Source organism: Undibacterium paludis (assembly GCF_022568815.1).
Lineage (GTDB): Bacteria > Pseudomonadota > Gammaproteobacteria > Burkholderiales > Burkholderiaceae_D > Undibacterium.
The window spans coordinates 178,840-193,565 of sequence record NZ_JAKZHX010000009.1; the positions used below are offsets into that span (position 1 = coordinate 178,840).

Below are 14,726 nucleotides of genomic sequence, written 5' to 3' on the forward strand. Positions count from 1 at the left end.
GCTTATCCATATCCTCGGTCAGGGTACCAGCTTTGGAACTGCTACATGTCTCAACAAATCAGACACCGAGACCTGCATTGCATCTGTAAATGGCGCGGGATACAAGCCCATGAACAGTACGGCGATCGCCAGGACACCGAGCATGAAAAATTCGCGCTTGTTCAGGTCTGTCAAATGTGCGACGTGTTCGTTGGTGATCTCACCAAACACAACACGCTTTACCATCCACAGGGAATAAGCTGCGCCAAAAATCAGCGCTGTCGCCGCCAGCATGCCTATCCAGAAATTGAACTGTACAGCACCCAGGATCACCATGAATTCACCAACGAAACCGGAAGTCGCTGGCAAGCCGCAGTTAGCCATGGAAAACAGCACAAACAAGGCTGCAAACTTGGGCATGGTTTTTACCACGCCGCCATAAGAAGCAATTTCACGTGAGTGCACACGGTCATACAGGACGCCGATACACAGGAACATGGCGCCAGAAATAAAGCCATGGGAAATCATTTGTACGATTGCGCCCTGCACTGACATGTCATTGAACATGAAAAAGCCCAGAGTCACAAAACCCATATGCGCAATGGAAGAATAAGCCACCAGCTTTTTCATATCCTTTTGCACCAGGGCGACCAGGCCGATATAAATAACGGCGATCAGCGACAAGGTAATGATGAAACCAGCCATGTAATGACTTGCATCCGGTGCGATAGGCAAAGAGAACCGCAGGAAACCATAAGCACCAAGTTTCAACATGATGGCAGCCAGTACGACAGAGCCACCGGTAGGTGCCTCCACGTGAGCGTCTGGTAACCAGGTATGTACTGGCCACATCGGGACCTTGACCGCAAACGCCATCAGGAAGGCACAGAAAAGCATGATCTGGACAGACAACGGCAACGGCAGTTTATGCCATGCCAGGATATCAAACGAATGACCCGCCTTCAGGTACAGGTAAATGATGGCGATCAAGGTCAGCAAGGAGCCCATCAGGGTGTACAGGAAGAACTTGAATGCCGCATAGACGCGATTTGGTCCCCCCCAGACACCGACAATGATATACATCGGGATCAGTGTGGCCTCGAAGAAGACATAGAACAGCATGCCGTCAATCGCACAGAACACACCTATCATCAGGCCGGACAGAATAAGGAAGGCACCCATGTATTGGGCAACCTGCTTTTCAATGACTTCCCATGCAGCGATGACAACGATGACAGTGATAAAAGCCGTCAGAGGTATCAGCCACAAGGATATACCGTCAATGCCAAGTGCATAAAAAATGTTAAAGCGATCTATCCATGCAAATTTCTCGACAAACTGCATACCATGCGCGGTATTGTCGAAATATTTGATCAAGGGCAGCGTCACAATGAAACTGGCGATCGAGCCGATCAGGGACACACCGCGTACCAGTCCAGGATTATCGTCGCGACCAAACGCCAGCACGAAAATACCGAAGGCTATCGGCAACCAGATCGCGAGGCTAAGTAGAGTAGAAGTTGACTGCATAATATTTATCTTTTTATAGCCGTGGTCACTTATTTAGCAAAGGGAAACAGCACTGTGTAAGCCAGGAATCCCATCACGCCCAAAATCATTACAAACGCATAGTGGTAGATATAACCGCTCTGTAGATGACGTATCAGTTTTGAGCCCCAGCCAACCAGTTTCGCACTACCGTTGACGAGCAGGCCATCAATCAGCCCCTTGTCGCCGACATTCCACAGGCCGGTACCAAGCAGGCGTGCACCGCCAGCAAATACGATCTCGTTGAAACGATCCATGTAGTATTTATTGTCAAGCAAGGTGTACAGTGGGCTGAGCACCTTCTTGATGGCGGCCGGAATTCCAGGTTTGAGCAGATAAAACACATAGGCAGTCAACACACCAATCAACGCCAGCCAGAACGGCAGCGTCTTGAACGCATGCAATGCCATTGCCGCAGGGCTATGGAATTCTTCTTTCAGCTCGTGCATGGCATGATGTGCATGATTGACTGCAATCACATTATCAAAGAAACCGCCAAACAACATCGGCTCGATCGCAAAGTAACCGATGAACAACGAAGGAATAGCCAGCAACACCAGCGGTAACCAGACCACCATCGGTGACTCATGCGGTTTCTGACCCGGGGCCAGACCATGGTGGTGATCGTCATGATGATCATCAGCAGCATGGTGATCGTCGTGGTGATCATGTGCATGTGCCTTGCCAAAGTTTTCCTTGCCATGGAAGACCAGGAAATACATGCGGAAAGAATAGAAAGCAGTGACAAAAACACCCGCCAACACGGCAAACTGTGCAAAACCTGCTCCCGGCAAATGGCTGGCCTGCACTGCTTCGATAATACTGTCCTTGGAATAGAAGCCGGACAGGAAAGGCGTACCGATCAATGCCAGGGAACCGGCCAGGGAAGTCAGCCAGGTGATGCGCATGTACTTGCTCAGACCACCCATATTGCGGATATCCTGATCATGGTGCATGCCGATAATCACGGAACCGGCCCCTAGGAACAGCAGGGCTTTAAAGAAAGCATGCGTCATCAGATGGAATACCGCAACCGAATAGGCCGAGGCACCCAGCGCAACCGTCATGTAACCAAGTTGAGACAACGTGGAATAAGCCACCACACGTTTGATATCGTTCTGGATGATGCCCATGAAACCCATGAACAGGGCTGTAATCGCACCAATCACCATGATGAAGGACAAGGCTGTGTCCGACAATTCAAACAAGGGCGACATGCGCGACACCATGAAGATACCGGCAGTCACCATCGTTGCCGCATGGATCAGCGCAGAAATCGGGGTCGGGCCCTCCATGGAATCAGGCAACCAGACATGCAGCGGGAACTGAGCAGACTTACCCATGGCGCCGATGAACAGGCAGATACAGGCGACTGTGATCAGCATCCACTCAGTATGCGGCAACAACATGCGTGCCAGTTCTTCTTTCTTGGCGAATACTTCCAGATAATTCATGGAGCCAGTATTTGCAACCAGCAAGCCTATACCCAGAATGAAACCGAAGTCACCCACACGATTGACCAGGAAGGCTTTCATGTTGGCGTAAATTGCCGTCGGCTTGGTATACCAGAAGCCGATCAGCAAATAAGACACCAGACCGACAGCCTCCCAGCCAAAGAACAATTGCAGGAAGTTGTTGCTCATGACCAGCATCAACATCGAGAAAGTGAACAGGGAAATATACGAGAAGAAACGGTTATAGCCATCATCTTCAGCCATATAGCCTATGGTGTAGATATGCACCATCAGCGACACGAAAGTCACCACGCACATCATCATGGCAGTCAGGCTGTCGACCATGAAGCCGACTTCCAGTTTCAGACCGGCGACATTCATCCATTGATACAAGGTAGCGTTATATGTCGCACCATCGATCACGGCGGACAAAGTCATACAGGAAATGACAAACGCAATCAATACCCCAAGTATGGTCGCTGTATGCGACACCTTGCGTCCGACCACATTGCCAAAAAACTTTGTTCCTAGCAGACCTGCAATAGCAGACCCGGCCAGAGGCGCCAGTGGTACTGCCAATAATAGTTGTGGGTTAAGTTGCCCCGCCATGATGACCCTTTGTTAGCTTATTACTTTTCTTAAATCGCCAGCGCATATCGGATGCCGCAGCAAGCGGCTATCCGTACCATTATCCTTTTAGTGCATCAAGATCTTCGACATTGATAGTGTCCAGATTACGGAACAGCACCACCAGGATCGCCAGACCAATAGCGGATTCAGCAGCCGCAACAGTCAGGATGAAGAAAACAAATACCTGCCCTGCCGCATCACCCAGATAATGGGAGAACGCAATGAAATTGATATTCACAGCCAGCAACATCAATTCAATCGCCATCAGCAAAACAATGATGTTTTTACGATTGAGGAAAATACCTACGATAGAGATGGCGAACAGAGTTGCGCCCAATATCAGGTAATGTGTCAAAGTCAATGTCAAAGCCATTTAGCCCTCCTGCTTCACGGTAGCTGCCGTGGCAGTTTCGTTATTATCGACACGATCAGATTCTGCCTTCATCTTGACGATGCGCACACGGTCAGTGCTCTTCACCTTGACAGCCGCAGCCGGGTCAAAGTATTTACTGTCTTTACGGCGACGCAAAGTCAGTGCAACTGCAGCAACAATGGCCAGCAACAGAATGGCAGCAGCGACTTCAAATGCGTACTGATATTTGTGGAAAATCTCCAGACCCAGGTATTTGGTGTTGCCTATCTTGTCTGCAGCAGCAGGGACATGGTTGTCAGGACGCAGGAAACCACGCAATAAAATTGCAATCATTTCCAGAATGACAATCACACCAACAGCAGCAGCCAGTGGGAAATGACTCCAGAAACCTTCGCGCAGTTTGTCGAGATTAATATCGAGCATCATCACCACAAACAGGAACAGCACCATGACCGCGCCGACATAGACCAGTACCAGCACGATGGCCAGGAACTCCGCCTTGAGCAGCATCCAGATGCCAGCTGCATTGAAAAAGGCCAGAACCAGAAACAGGGCTGCATGCACAGGGCTGCGTGCCGAAATAACCTGAATCGCAGCGACTAACATGATCGCCGAGAATACATAAAATAAAGCAGTAGTAAATTCCATATCGAACCAGGTCCAGTTAGCGGTATGCGGCATCAGCGGCGCGCGCTGCTGCAATTTGTGGCTCGTAGCGATCACCAACAGCCAACAACATTTCTTTGGTGAAGTACAGATCGCCGCGTTTTTCACCGTGGTATTCCAGTACATGTGTTTCCACGATGGAATCGACCGGACAGGATTCTTCGCAGAAGCCGCAGAAAATACACTTGGTCAGATCAATGTCGTAGCGGGTAGTACGACGACTACCGTCGGCACGCTGGTCAGATTCGATCGTAATGGCCATGGCCGGGCAAACTGCCTCGCACAATTTACAAGCGATGCAACGCTCTTCCCCGTTCGGGTAACGGCGCAAAGCATGCAGACCACGGAAACGTGGTGACTGCGGCGTTTTTTCCTCAGGAAATTGCACCGTAATCTTGCGGGCGAACATATAGCGACCGGTCAGGGCCAGGCCCTTGATCAATTCGCGCAGCATCAGGCTGCCAAAAAAATCCTTGATTGCTTCCATTTTTTTAGCCTCTTACTTCCAAATATTCCATGGGGTTTGCATCCATGCTGCAACAATCACCAGATACACCAGAGTCAACGGGATAAACACCTTCCAGCCCAGGCGCATGATCTGGTCATAGCGATAGCGTGGGAAAGATGCACGTGCCCAGATGAACATGGAAACCACAACAAAAGTCTTGATGCCCAGCCAGATCCAGCCTGGAATAAAGCCGAGGAAACTGAATGGCGCAGACCAGCCACCAAGGAACATCAGCGAAGCCATAGCGGAGATCAAAATCATGTTGGCGTATTCAGCCAGGAAGAACATCGCGAACGACATACCCGAGTATTCAACCATGTGACCGGCAACGATCTCGGATTCTCCCTCAACCACGTCAAATGGATGGCGGTTGGTTTCCGCAATACCGGAAATCACATACACCACAAACATCGGCAACAAAGGCAGCCAGTTCCAGGACAGGAAATTGACACCCATGCTGGCAAAATAACCGCGGGTCTGGACATTCACGATATCAGTCATGTTCAGACTGCCGGACACCAGCAGCACGATAACCAGCACAAAACCCATGGCGATTTCATAGGACACCATCTGTGCTGATGCACGCATGGCGCCGAGGAATGCATACTTGGAGTTCGATGCCCAACCGGCGATGATGATACCGTAGACTTCCATCGACGTAATTGCCATCACCAGCAGCAAACCGGCATTGACATTGGCCAATACGGTTTCTGGTCCAAATGGAATCACGGACCAGGCCGCCAGCGCGGGCATGATGGTCATGATAGGCGCCAGTACGAACAAGACCTTGTTGGCCTTGGCAGGAATGACGATTTCCTTGAGCAACAGCTTGACCGCATCGGCGATAGGTTGCAGCAAACCTGCCGGCCCTACACGGTTGGGGCCAAGACGGATATGCATCCAGCCTATCATCTTGCGTTCCCACAAGGTCAGATAAGCAACGCAACCCATCACCGGCAAGGTGATGCAGACTATCTTGATCAGAGTCCACAGGGGCAACCAGAGAACACCAAGGTGTTGCTGACCAAATTCCTGAATAGTGAGCAGCAAATTCATTATGCACGCTCCAGATTGATAGCACCGAACATACCGTCCAGACTGGTAGTCAGCATATGACCAGCCGCAATACGGACGACGTTTTCAGGCAGGGATTTGTCAATTCCAACAGGAACCAGCATGGAACCGGTTTTACTGAGTCTGACCATGTCACCGTCAACTACGCCGAGTTTGCCAGCCTGAGCCACACTGATCCAGGCTTGTGGCGCACGCGCATCCGCTGTTCTTTGCAATGACTCTGCACGACGCACCACTGCATCAGTGCTGTAGATGCCAACATCAGCGACACGCTCCAGTCCGCTGCCTGCACTGCCACCCAGTGAAGGCAGCAATTTGGCCAGATTGTTCAATTGTGCCGTCAAATCTGTTCCGCCCAGCACAGTATCGCGCACTGCTTCAGCTGTTTCAAAATCAAAATTTTCCAGCCCCAGCAGATTACCCAGTACACGCAATACCTTCCATGCTGGACGTGTATCACCCAAAGGTTTGACAACACCATGGAAACTCTGTGCACGGCCTTCGCAATTGACAAAAGTACCTGCTGTTTCAGTAAATGGGGAAACTGGCAGCAACACGTCGGCATATTCAGCGCCATGCTTGAATGGCGACATCACGACCACCATGTCAGCCTGGTCCAGTGCAGCCTTGGCCTGTACCGGATGCGCACTGTCGAGCATAGGCTCGGCATGCAAGACGATATATGCTTTTTTGGCTTCAGTAAATACTGGCTTGGCATTATTGGCAGGAATAGCATTTGCCAGATAGCCGCCGACAGTATTCGCAGCTTCTGTCAGGTAACCAAAATCTGCATCTGTATTTTCTGCAATCCATTGTGCCAATGCATGCAGCTTCGATGCTTCTGGATGGTAAGACGCAGTGTTGCCCAGGAAGACACCTGCTTTACCTGTCAGCAAACTTGTCGCAATCGCTTCTGCTGTTGCAGACACCTGTACTGTATCCAGTCCAGCCGGTTTGGAAATCTCTTTTTTCGCAGCGATCGCAACGGCGACTTCTGCCAGGAAAGCTGTCCACAGCGAAGGTGCAACTACTGCATTGTTTGCCAGTTTGATGAGCAAGTCATCATCGGTCGCATTCAAGACGCTGAGTTTGGCACCCATTTTTACTGATTGACGCAAACGCGCCGCCAGCAAAGGATGATCCTTGCGCAGGAAGGATCCAATCACGAAAACGTTTTTCAACTGAGCAAACTTGGCGATGCTGGCACCCAGCCAAGGTTTGATCGATGAATTCAAAGCGAAGTCAGACTGACGCAGACGGAAGTCGACATTATCGGAACCCAGGCCGCGTACCACGCGTTGCAAGAGGCTCAGTTCTTCCAGAGTTGCACTTGGAGCAGCAACCGCAGCGATCGCATCAGCACCATGTTCATGTTTGACGTTGCGCAGGCCATGCGCCACATACTCCAAGGCTGTCTGCCAGTCAGTTTCCTGCCACTGACCACCCTGCTTGATCATGGGTTTGGTCAGACGTTCTGCACTGTTCAGCGCCTCATAAGAGAAACGATCTTTGTCAGAAATCCAGCACTCATTGATTTCTTCATTTTCCAGCGGAACCACGCGCATGACTTTGTTGTTCTTGACCTGAACGATCAGGTTCGAACCCAGGCCATCATGGGCACTGACCGATTTACGGCGTGACAATTCCCAGGTACGGGCAGAATAACGGAAAGGCTTGGATGTCAGTGCGCCAACCGGGCACAGATCGATCATGTTGCCCGACAATTCGGAATCAACGGTTTTGCCAACGAAAGAAGTGATTTCAGAATGCTCACCACGGTTGAGCATGCCCAGTTCCATGACACCGGCGATCTCCTGACCGAAACGAACGCAGCGGGTGCAGTGTATGCAACGGCTCATTTCTTCCATAGAAACCAGGGGGCCTACGTCCTTGTGGAATACCACACGCTTTTCTTCTTCGTAACGTGAAGTCGTACCACCATAACCGACAGCCAGATCCTGCAACTGACATTCACCGCCCTGGTCGCAGATAGGGCAATCCAGCGGGTGATTGATGAGCAGGAACTCCATCACGGCTTTTTGCGCTTTTACTGCCTTGTCGCTGGAAGAGCGGACAATCATGCCCGGCGTGACCGGTGTCGCGCAGGCAGGCAAAGGCTTCGGCGCTTTTTCAACCTCGACCAGACACATGCGGCAATTGGCCGCAATAGATAATTTTTTGTGATAGCAAAAGTGCGGGATGTAGGTGCCAAGCTTATTGGCAGCGTCCATCACCATACTGCCCTCTTGGACTTCGACTTTTTTGCCGTCTATTTCGATTTCAACCATGGTCTACTCTAAGTGTGCTAACCGAAGCTGGCTTACATGTAAGTGGGCACCAAGCAATGCTTATGCTCGATGTGATATTCAAATTCTTCGCGGAAATTCTTGATCATCGCGCGTACTGGCATCGCCGCTGCATCACCAAGGGCGCAAATTGTCTTACCCTGAATATTGTCAGCGATAGTGTTGAGCATATCCAGGTCATCCGGGCGACCCTGACCATGCTCAATCCTGTGCACCATGCGATACAGCCAGCCGGTACCTTCACGGCATGGGGTGCATTGACCACAGGATTCTTCAAAGTAGAAATAAGACAGGCGCAACAGGGACTTAACCATGCAGCGAGTCTCATCCATGACGATGACAGCGCCAGAACCCAGCATGGAGCCAGCCTTGGCGATGGAGTCATAGTCCATGTCCGTCGCCATCATCACATCACCGGTCAACACTGGCATGGAAGAACCGCCGGGGATCACTGCCTTGATTTTTTTGCCGTCACGCATGCCGCCAGCCAGTTCCAGCAAAGTGGCAAACGGTGTGCCCAGCGGTACTTCATAATTGCCTGGTTTTGCTACGTCGCCAGACATGGAGAAAATCTTGGTGCCGCCATTATTCGGCTTACCCAGCGCGGCGTATTTTTCACCGCCCATGGCCAGCACAAAAGGTACGGCTGCAAAAGTTTCTGTGTTATTGATCGTCGTTGGTTTGCCATACAAACCAAAGCTGGCAGGGAAAGGCGGCTTGAAGCGTGGCTGTCCTTTCTTGCCTTCCAGCGATTCCAGCAAGGCTGTTTCTTCGCCGCAGATGTAAGCACCATAGCCGTGAAAAGCATGCAACTGGAAATTGAAATCAGAACCAGCGATCTTGTCGCCGAGCATGCCCGCAGCACGTGCCTCTTCGATGGCTTCTTCAAAACGATCGTAGTCAGCAAAAATCTCGCCGTGGATGTAGTTGTAACCTACCGTGATGCCCATAGCGTAAGCGCCGATGGCCATCCCCTCAATCAGGGCATGCGGGTTATAGCGAATGATGTCACGGTCCTTGAATGTACCAGGCTCGCCCTCATCTGTATTGCAGACCAGATATTTTTGACCAGGGAACTGACGCGGCATGAAGCTCCACTTCAAACCGGTAGGAAAACCCGCACCACCACGACCACGCAAGGAAGATGCCTTCAACTCGGCAATGACTTGCTCAGGCGGTATTTTTTCATTGAGGATGCGCTTCAATGATTCATAGCCACCACGTGCTACGTAATCTTGCAGATGCCAGTTTTTGCCATCCAGGCCAGCCAATATCAAAGGCTTAATATGGCGATTATGCAGACTCGTCATTATTTACCCTCTTTCAATTCATTGACCAGACCGTCAATTTTGTCGTTCGACATGAAGCTGCACATGCGTTTGTTATTGACCAGCATCACAGGTGCATCGCCGCAGGCTCCCATGCATTCACCTTCAACCAGAGTAAACTGACCATCCGCAGTAGTCTCTTTGTAATCAATACCGAGTCGCTGCTTCAAGTGGTGCGCTGCACGTTCACCGCCAGACAAGGCGCAAGGCAGGTTGGTGCAGACAGAAATCTTGAATTTGCCCACCGGTTTGGTGTTGTACATGTTGTAGAACGTTGCGACCTCCTGCACGGCCACTGCCGGCATGCCGATGTAGTCAGCCAGGGTCTGCATGACTTCTGGCGATACCCAGCCAGTTTCATCCTGGGCAATAGCCAAAGCGGCCATCACAGCGGACTGGCGCTGGTCAGCCGGGAACTTTGCCAGTTCGCGATCAATTTTTTTAAATGCCTGCTCTGATAACACCATAGCCAATGCCTCGATTCGACGCCCTCAGGGCATCGCTTTATCTGTCAATCTCACCAAACACAATATCCTGAGTACCGATGATGGTTACCGCATCAGCAATCATGTGACCTTTTGCCATCTCATCCAAACCCTGCAAATGCGCAAAACCTGGCGCACGGATTTTCAGACGATATGGCTTGTTCGCACCATCAGAGGTCAGGTAAATACCAAACTCACCTTTTGGATGCTCTACTGCGGCATAAGCTTCACCGGCAGGAACATGGAAACCTTCGGTGAACAGTTTGAAGTGATGGATGAGTTCTTCCATATTCGACTTCATGTTCACGCGATGTGGCGGTGCAACCTTGTGGTTGTCGGTAATGACCGGACCCTGGTTATTTCTCAACCATTCCACGCATTGCTTGATGATGCGGTTGGACTGACGCATTTCCTCCACGCGTACCAGGTAACGGTCATAGCTATCACCATTCACGCCCACTGCAATATCAAAATCAAGCAAGTCGTACACTTCATACGGCTGCTTCTTGCGCAAATCCCATTCGATGCCGGAACCGCGCAGCATAGGGCCAGTAAAGCCCATGGCCATGGCGCGTTCAGGCGATACCACGCCAATACCGACCAGACGCTGCTTCCAGATACGGTTATCGGTCAGCAGGGTTTCGTATTCATCGACGTATTTAGGAAAACGATTGGTGAAGTCTTCGATGAAATCCAGCAGAGAGCCCTGACGGTTTTCATTCATTAACTTCATCGCTTTTTCGTTCTTCAGTGTCGATGTCGTGAATTGCGGCATTTGATCCGGCAAATCACGATACACACCACCCGGGCGATAATAAGCTGCATGCAGGCGTGCACCAGAGACTGCTTCATAGCAATCCATCAGGTCTTCGCGCTCACGGAAAGCGTACAAAAACACCGCCATAGCACCGACGTCCAGCGCATGCGCACCTATCCACAGCAAGTGATTCAGCAGACGCGTGATTTCATCAAACATGACGCGAATGTACTGGGCTCGCAAAGGCACTTCCAGTCCCAGCATCTTTTCTATAGCCATCACATAGGCATGCTCGTTGGACATCATGGACACATAGTCCAGACGATCCATGTAAGGCACGGACTGCAGGAAAGTCTTTTGCTCCGCCAGCTTCTCGGTCGCACGATGCAACAGGCCGATATGCGGATCAGCACGTTGTATCACTTCGCCATCAAGCTCCAACACCAGACGCAACACACCGTGTGCAGCAGGATGCTGAGGACCAAAGTTCAGGGTGTAATTCTTAATCTCAGCCATTATTTCATCCCGTAATTTTCTTCACGAATTACACGCGGCACATTTTCGCGTGGATCTATCGTGACAGGCTGATAAACGACGCGTTTTTGATCTGCGTCATAGCGCATTTCAACATAGCCAGAAACTGGAAAATCCTTACGGAAAGGATGACCGATGAAACCGTAGTCAGTCAGAATTCGACGCAAGTCATTATGACCATCAAACAAAATACCGAACAGATCGAAGGCCTCACGCTCATACCAATTCGCCGCATTCCAGATATCAATCAGGGAAGGCACAACCGGCATTTCATCATCAACTGCAAATACACGCACGCGCAAACGCCAGTTGTTCTTGATGGAGAGAAGATGAGAAACTGCAGCATAACGCGCACCTTCCCACAGACCGTCACCATAAGCGGAATAGTCCATGCCGCAAAGATCGATCAATTCTTCAAAGCTGGTGTCGGGATGGTCGCGCAAAGTGCGCATGACATCAAGATAAGCTGCTGCAGAAACGACGATGGTAATTTCACCCAATGCATTCTTCAATTCAAGAATGCGATCACCCAAGACATCTCTTACCGCTGCCTCAAGTTTTTCCAGTTTGGTAGTCATAATTTATTGTTGCCCCGGCGATTACGCGATTAACGAGCAATGGTATTGGTACGTTTGATTTTATTTTGCAGCTGTATGATGCCGTACAACAGGGCTTCGGCTGTCGGAGGGCAACCGGGCACATAAATATCGACAGGAACAATACGATCGCAACCACGAACGACAGAGTAGGAATAGTGGTAATAACCACCACCATTCGCGCAGGAACCCATGGAAATCACCCAGCGTGGCTCAGCCATCTGGTCATACACTTTACGCAAGGCAGGCGCCATCTTATTGCACAGCGTGCCAGCAACAATCATGACATCAGATTGACGCGGCGATGGGCGAAACACCACGCCAAAGCGATCCAGATCATAACGTGATGCACCTGCGTGCATCATCTCCACCGCACAACAGGCCAGACCAAAAGTCATCGGCCACATCGAACCAGTGCGCGTCCAGTTAATGAGCTTGTCAGCAGTCGTTGTTACAAAGCCTTCGTTCAATACACCTTCAATTGCCATAATTCATCACTCCCAATCCAGAGCGCCTTTTTTCCAGATGTACCAAAAGCCCACTGCGAACTCCAGCACAAAGCCGAGCATAATCAGAAAACCCGTCCACCCCTGCGAACGCATATCACCCATGGCAACTGCCCATGGGAAGAAGAAAGCTGTTTCCAGGTCGAACAAGATAAACAAAATCGCAACCAGGTAATAACGCACGTCAAACTTCATGCGCGCATCTTCAAATGCCTCAAAGCCGCATTCGTAAGCAGAATTTTTTTGAGAATCCGGTTTATAGGGAGCAAGAATACGCCCCAAGACTTGCGGCACCACACCTACAGCGATACCAACCAGAATAAAGAGAAGAACTGGGAAATAATTTTCGAGGTTCACGTTAGGCTACCTGTAATTGAACGCCAGATTGAAGCAAGCCACTTCATGACACTGAGCTAAGATACTAAGCGTCAAGAAACAACTACTTCCTCGACCAAGCCAGCAAAGAAAACTGACTCTATTTTTTTGGTGCCGACGACGAGACTCGAACTCGTACAGCTTTCGCCACTACCCCCTCAAGATAGCGTGTCTACCAATTTCACCACGTCGGCCTAAGCCCAGCATTCTACTATGTATAGCCTCATTGTTCAACGCACAATTGCAGCAATTCAATGTTTTTTACTGGGTAAAATCAAATTATTTTGGAATTTGACCAGACTGACCTGAAGCAGAGGCTGCAGAAGCCGCCGCCTCTGTTGCAGTTGCGGGTACGGATGCGGCGACAGCGGAAGCACTTGCGACCGGTTTGACAATAGTCACACCATCCATCACACCGCCAGCAGGCTTGCGGGTGCTGCCAAACACAGCCAGGCCCAAGGTCGCAGCAAAGAATATAGCCGCAGCAACACCTGTCGCGCGGGACAGAAAATTGGAGGAACCAGTCGCACCAAACAGACTACCCGAAGCACCCGAACCAAAAGATGCGCCCATATCTGCACCCTTACCATGCTGCAACAACACCAGGCTGATAATTGCCAAAGCAGACAGGACCTGAACAACAACAACCAACGTATATAAAGTTTGCATTCAAAACATCCAAAAAATAAGTACTACAAGAAATCAATCAGCTGGCAGCGATAATTGCAAGAAAGTCTCGCGATTTCAGTGCTGCGCCACCTATCAAGCCACCATCAATATCGGGCATTGCCAACAACTCCCTGGCGTTTTCCGGCTTCATGCTACCACCATACAAAATCTGCACTTTTTCAGCAGCACCGGCATCCCTGACAGCAACTTGCCGACGCAGGAAATGATGCACCTCTTGTGCCATTTCTGGTGTTGCCGTTTTACCAGTGCCAATTGCCCAGACAGGCTCATAGGCGATCACCAGGTCAGACAGGTTGTCAACCACATCCAATACTGCATTGAGCTGCGCAGCAACCACTTCATTGGTCTGCCCGCCTTCGCGCTGCTCCAGTGTTTCACCGACACAAACGACAGGCCGCACACCCACCGTCAGCAATTGCTGTGTTTTTTGTGCAACTAGCTCATTGCTTTCAGCATGATAGGCCCGACGCTCAGAATGTCCGACAATTGCATATTTGCAAGCAACGTCCTGCAGCATTGCAGCAGACACCTCACCGGTAAATGCACCCTGCGTATGCACGGACACATCTTGCGCCCCAACCATCACGGCAGACCCGGACAATAACTCCACAGCCTGCACCAAATATGGCGCTGGAGGGCAAACCAGCACATCACACAGCAGATTCGCGGGCAAGCCCGCCTTGATTTCAGATAATAAGGACCGATTGGCGGCAAAACTGCCATTCATTTTCCAGTTACCGGCTATTAAGGTGCGTCGCATAGTAAGCCAAAATATAAATAACCGTCTATTGTAGCGTTCAGAGCAAGCAGGGTCAAACCACCAAGGAGAAGATTATCCCCGCTGTCGACAAAAATTTGCACACTAACAGCTAACAATATGACAATTTCCAGCAATAAGTTTGGCCATTGTGGCGCAT

At 50.4% G+C, this 14,726-nt stretch carries 15 protein-coding genes and 1 tRNA gene; all 16 read right to left on the reverse strand.

Features of this window, described 5'->3' with window-relative positions:
- Window positions 1–18: 18 nt before the first annotated feature.
- Entirely contained in the window at window positions 19–1,512 is a 1,494-nt protein-coding gene (locus LZ463_RS16630; protein ID WP_241457060.1) for an NADH-quinone oxidoreductase subunit M, read from the reverse strand.
- Window positions 1,513–1,538: 26 nt separating this feature from the next.
- Entirely contained in the window at window positions 1,539–3,590 is a 2,052-nt protein-coding gene (nuoL, locus tag LZ463_RS16635) for an NADH-quinone oxidoreductase subunit L (protein ID WP_241456933.1), read from the reverse strand.
- Between the two features lie 79 nt (window positions 3,591–3,669).
- Window positions 3,670–3,984 carry an NADH-quinone oxidoreductase subunit NuoK gene (gene nuoK, locus LZ463_RS16640; RefSeq protein WP_241456934.1) on the reverse strand — a complete coding sequence of 105 codons (315 nt, stop codon included), beginning with the start codon at window positions 3,982–3,984 and terminating at the stop codon, window positions 3,670–3,672.
- The gene (locus LZ463_RS16645) at window positions 3,985–4,632 is read right to left on the reverse strand and encodes an NADH-quinone oxidoreductase subunit J (RefSeq protein ID WP_241456935.1); all 648 of its coding nucleotides are present in this window, start codon (window positions 4,630–4,632) and stop codon (window positions 3,985–3,987) included.
- Between the two features lie 16 nt (window positions 4,633–4,648).
- Entirely contained in the window at window positions 4,649–5,137 is a 489-nt protein-coding gene (gene nuoI / locus LZ463_RS16650) for an NADH-quinone oxidoreductase subunit NuoI (protein WP_241456936.1), read from the reverse strand.
- 12 nt (window positions 5,138–5,149) lie between these two features.
- Window positions 5,150–6,214 (reverse strand): NADH-quinone oxidoreductase subunit NuoH, encoded by a 1,065-nt coding sequence (gene nuoH, locus LZ463_RS16655; RefSeq protein ID WP_241456937.1) that lies wholly within the window; start codon window positions 6,212–6,214, stop codon window positions 5,150–5,152.
- Window positions 6,214–8,520 (reverse strand): NADH-quinone oxidoreductase subunit NuoG, encoded by a 2,307-nt coding sequence (nuoG, locus tag LZ463_RS16660; protein ID WP_241456938.1) that lies wholly within the window; start codon window positions 8,518–8,520, stop codon window positions 6,214–6,216. The genes nuoH and nuoG overlap by 1 nt, the downstream gene beginning before the upstream one ends.
- 32 nt (window positions 8,521–8,552) lie before the next feature.
- A complete protein-coding gene (nuoF, locus tag LZ463_RS16665; protein ID WP_241456939.1) occupies window positions 8,553–9,848 on the reverse strand; it encodes an NADH-quinone oxidoreductase subunit NuoF in 1,296 nt (431 codons plus the stop codon).
- On the reverse strand, window positions 9,848–10,333 hold the full coding sequence (gene nuoE / locus LZ463_RS16670) for an NADH-quinone oxidoreductase subunit NuoE (protein ID WP_241456940.1): 486 nt from the start codon (window positions 10,331–10,333) through the stop codon (window positions 9,848–9,850). Before nuoE ends, nuoF begins: the two co-directional genes overlap by 1 nt.
- Before the next feature lie 37 nt (window positions 10,334–10,370).
- Window positions 10,371–11,624 carry an NADH-quinone oxidoreductase subunit D gene (locus tag LZ463_RS16675; RefSeq protein WP_241456941.1) on the reverse strand — a complete coding sequence of 418 codons (1,254 nt, stop codon included), beginning with the start codon at window positions 11,622–11,624 and terminating at the stop codon, window positions 10,371–10,373.
- Window positions 11,624–12,220, reverse strand: coding sequence for an NADH-quinone oxidoreductase subunit C (locus LZ463_RS16680; RefSeq protein WP_241456942.1), 597 nt, complete (start codon window positions 12,218–12,220; stop codon window positions 11,624–11,626). Before LZ463_RS16680 ends, LZ463_RS16675 begins: the two co-directional genes overlap by 1 nt.
- Window positions 12,221–12,249: 29 nt before the next feature.
- A complete protein-coding gene (locus LZ463_RS16685) occupies window positions 12,250–12,726 on the reverse strand; it encodes a NuoB/complex I 20 kDa subunit family protein (protein ID WP_188565832.1) in 477 nt (158 codons plus the stop codon).
- 6 nt (window positions 12,727–12,732) lie between these two features.
- Entirely contained in the window at window positions 12,733–13,101 is a 369-nt protein-coding gene (locus tag LZ463_RS16690) for an NADH-quinone oxidoreductase subunit A (RefSeq protein ID WP_241456943.1), read from the reverse strand.
- A gap of 127 nt (window positions 13,102–13,228) precedes the next feature.
- A tRNA-Leu gene (locus LZ463_RS16695) sits at window positions 13,229–13,313 on the reverse strand.
- Between the two features lie 85 nt (window positions 13,314–13,398).
- Window positions 13,399–13,788 carry a preprotein translocase subunit SecG gene (gene secG, locus LZ463_RS16700; protein ID WP_241456944.1) on the reverse strand — a complete coding sequence of 130 codons (390 nt, stop codon included), beginning with the start codon at window positions 13,786–13,788 and terminating at the stop codon, window positions 13,399–13,401.
- Window positions 13,789–13,825: 37 nt separating this feature from the next.
- A complete protein-coding gene (gene tpiA, locus LZ463_RS16705) occupies window positions 13,826–14,569 on the reverse strand; it encodes a triose-phosphate isomerase (protein WP_241456945.1) in 744 nt (247 codons plus the stop codon).
- Window positions 14,570–14,726 lie beyond the last annotated feature (157 nt).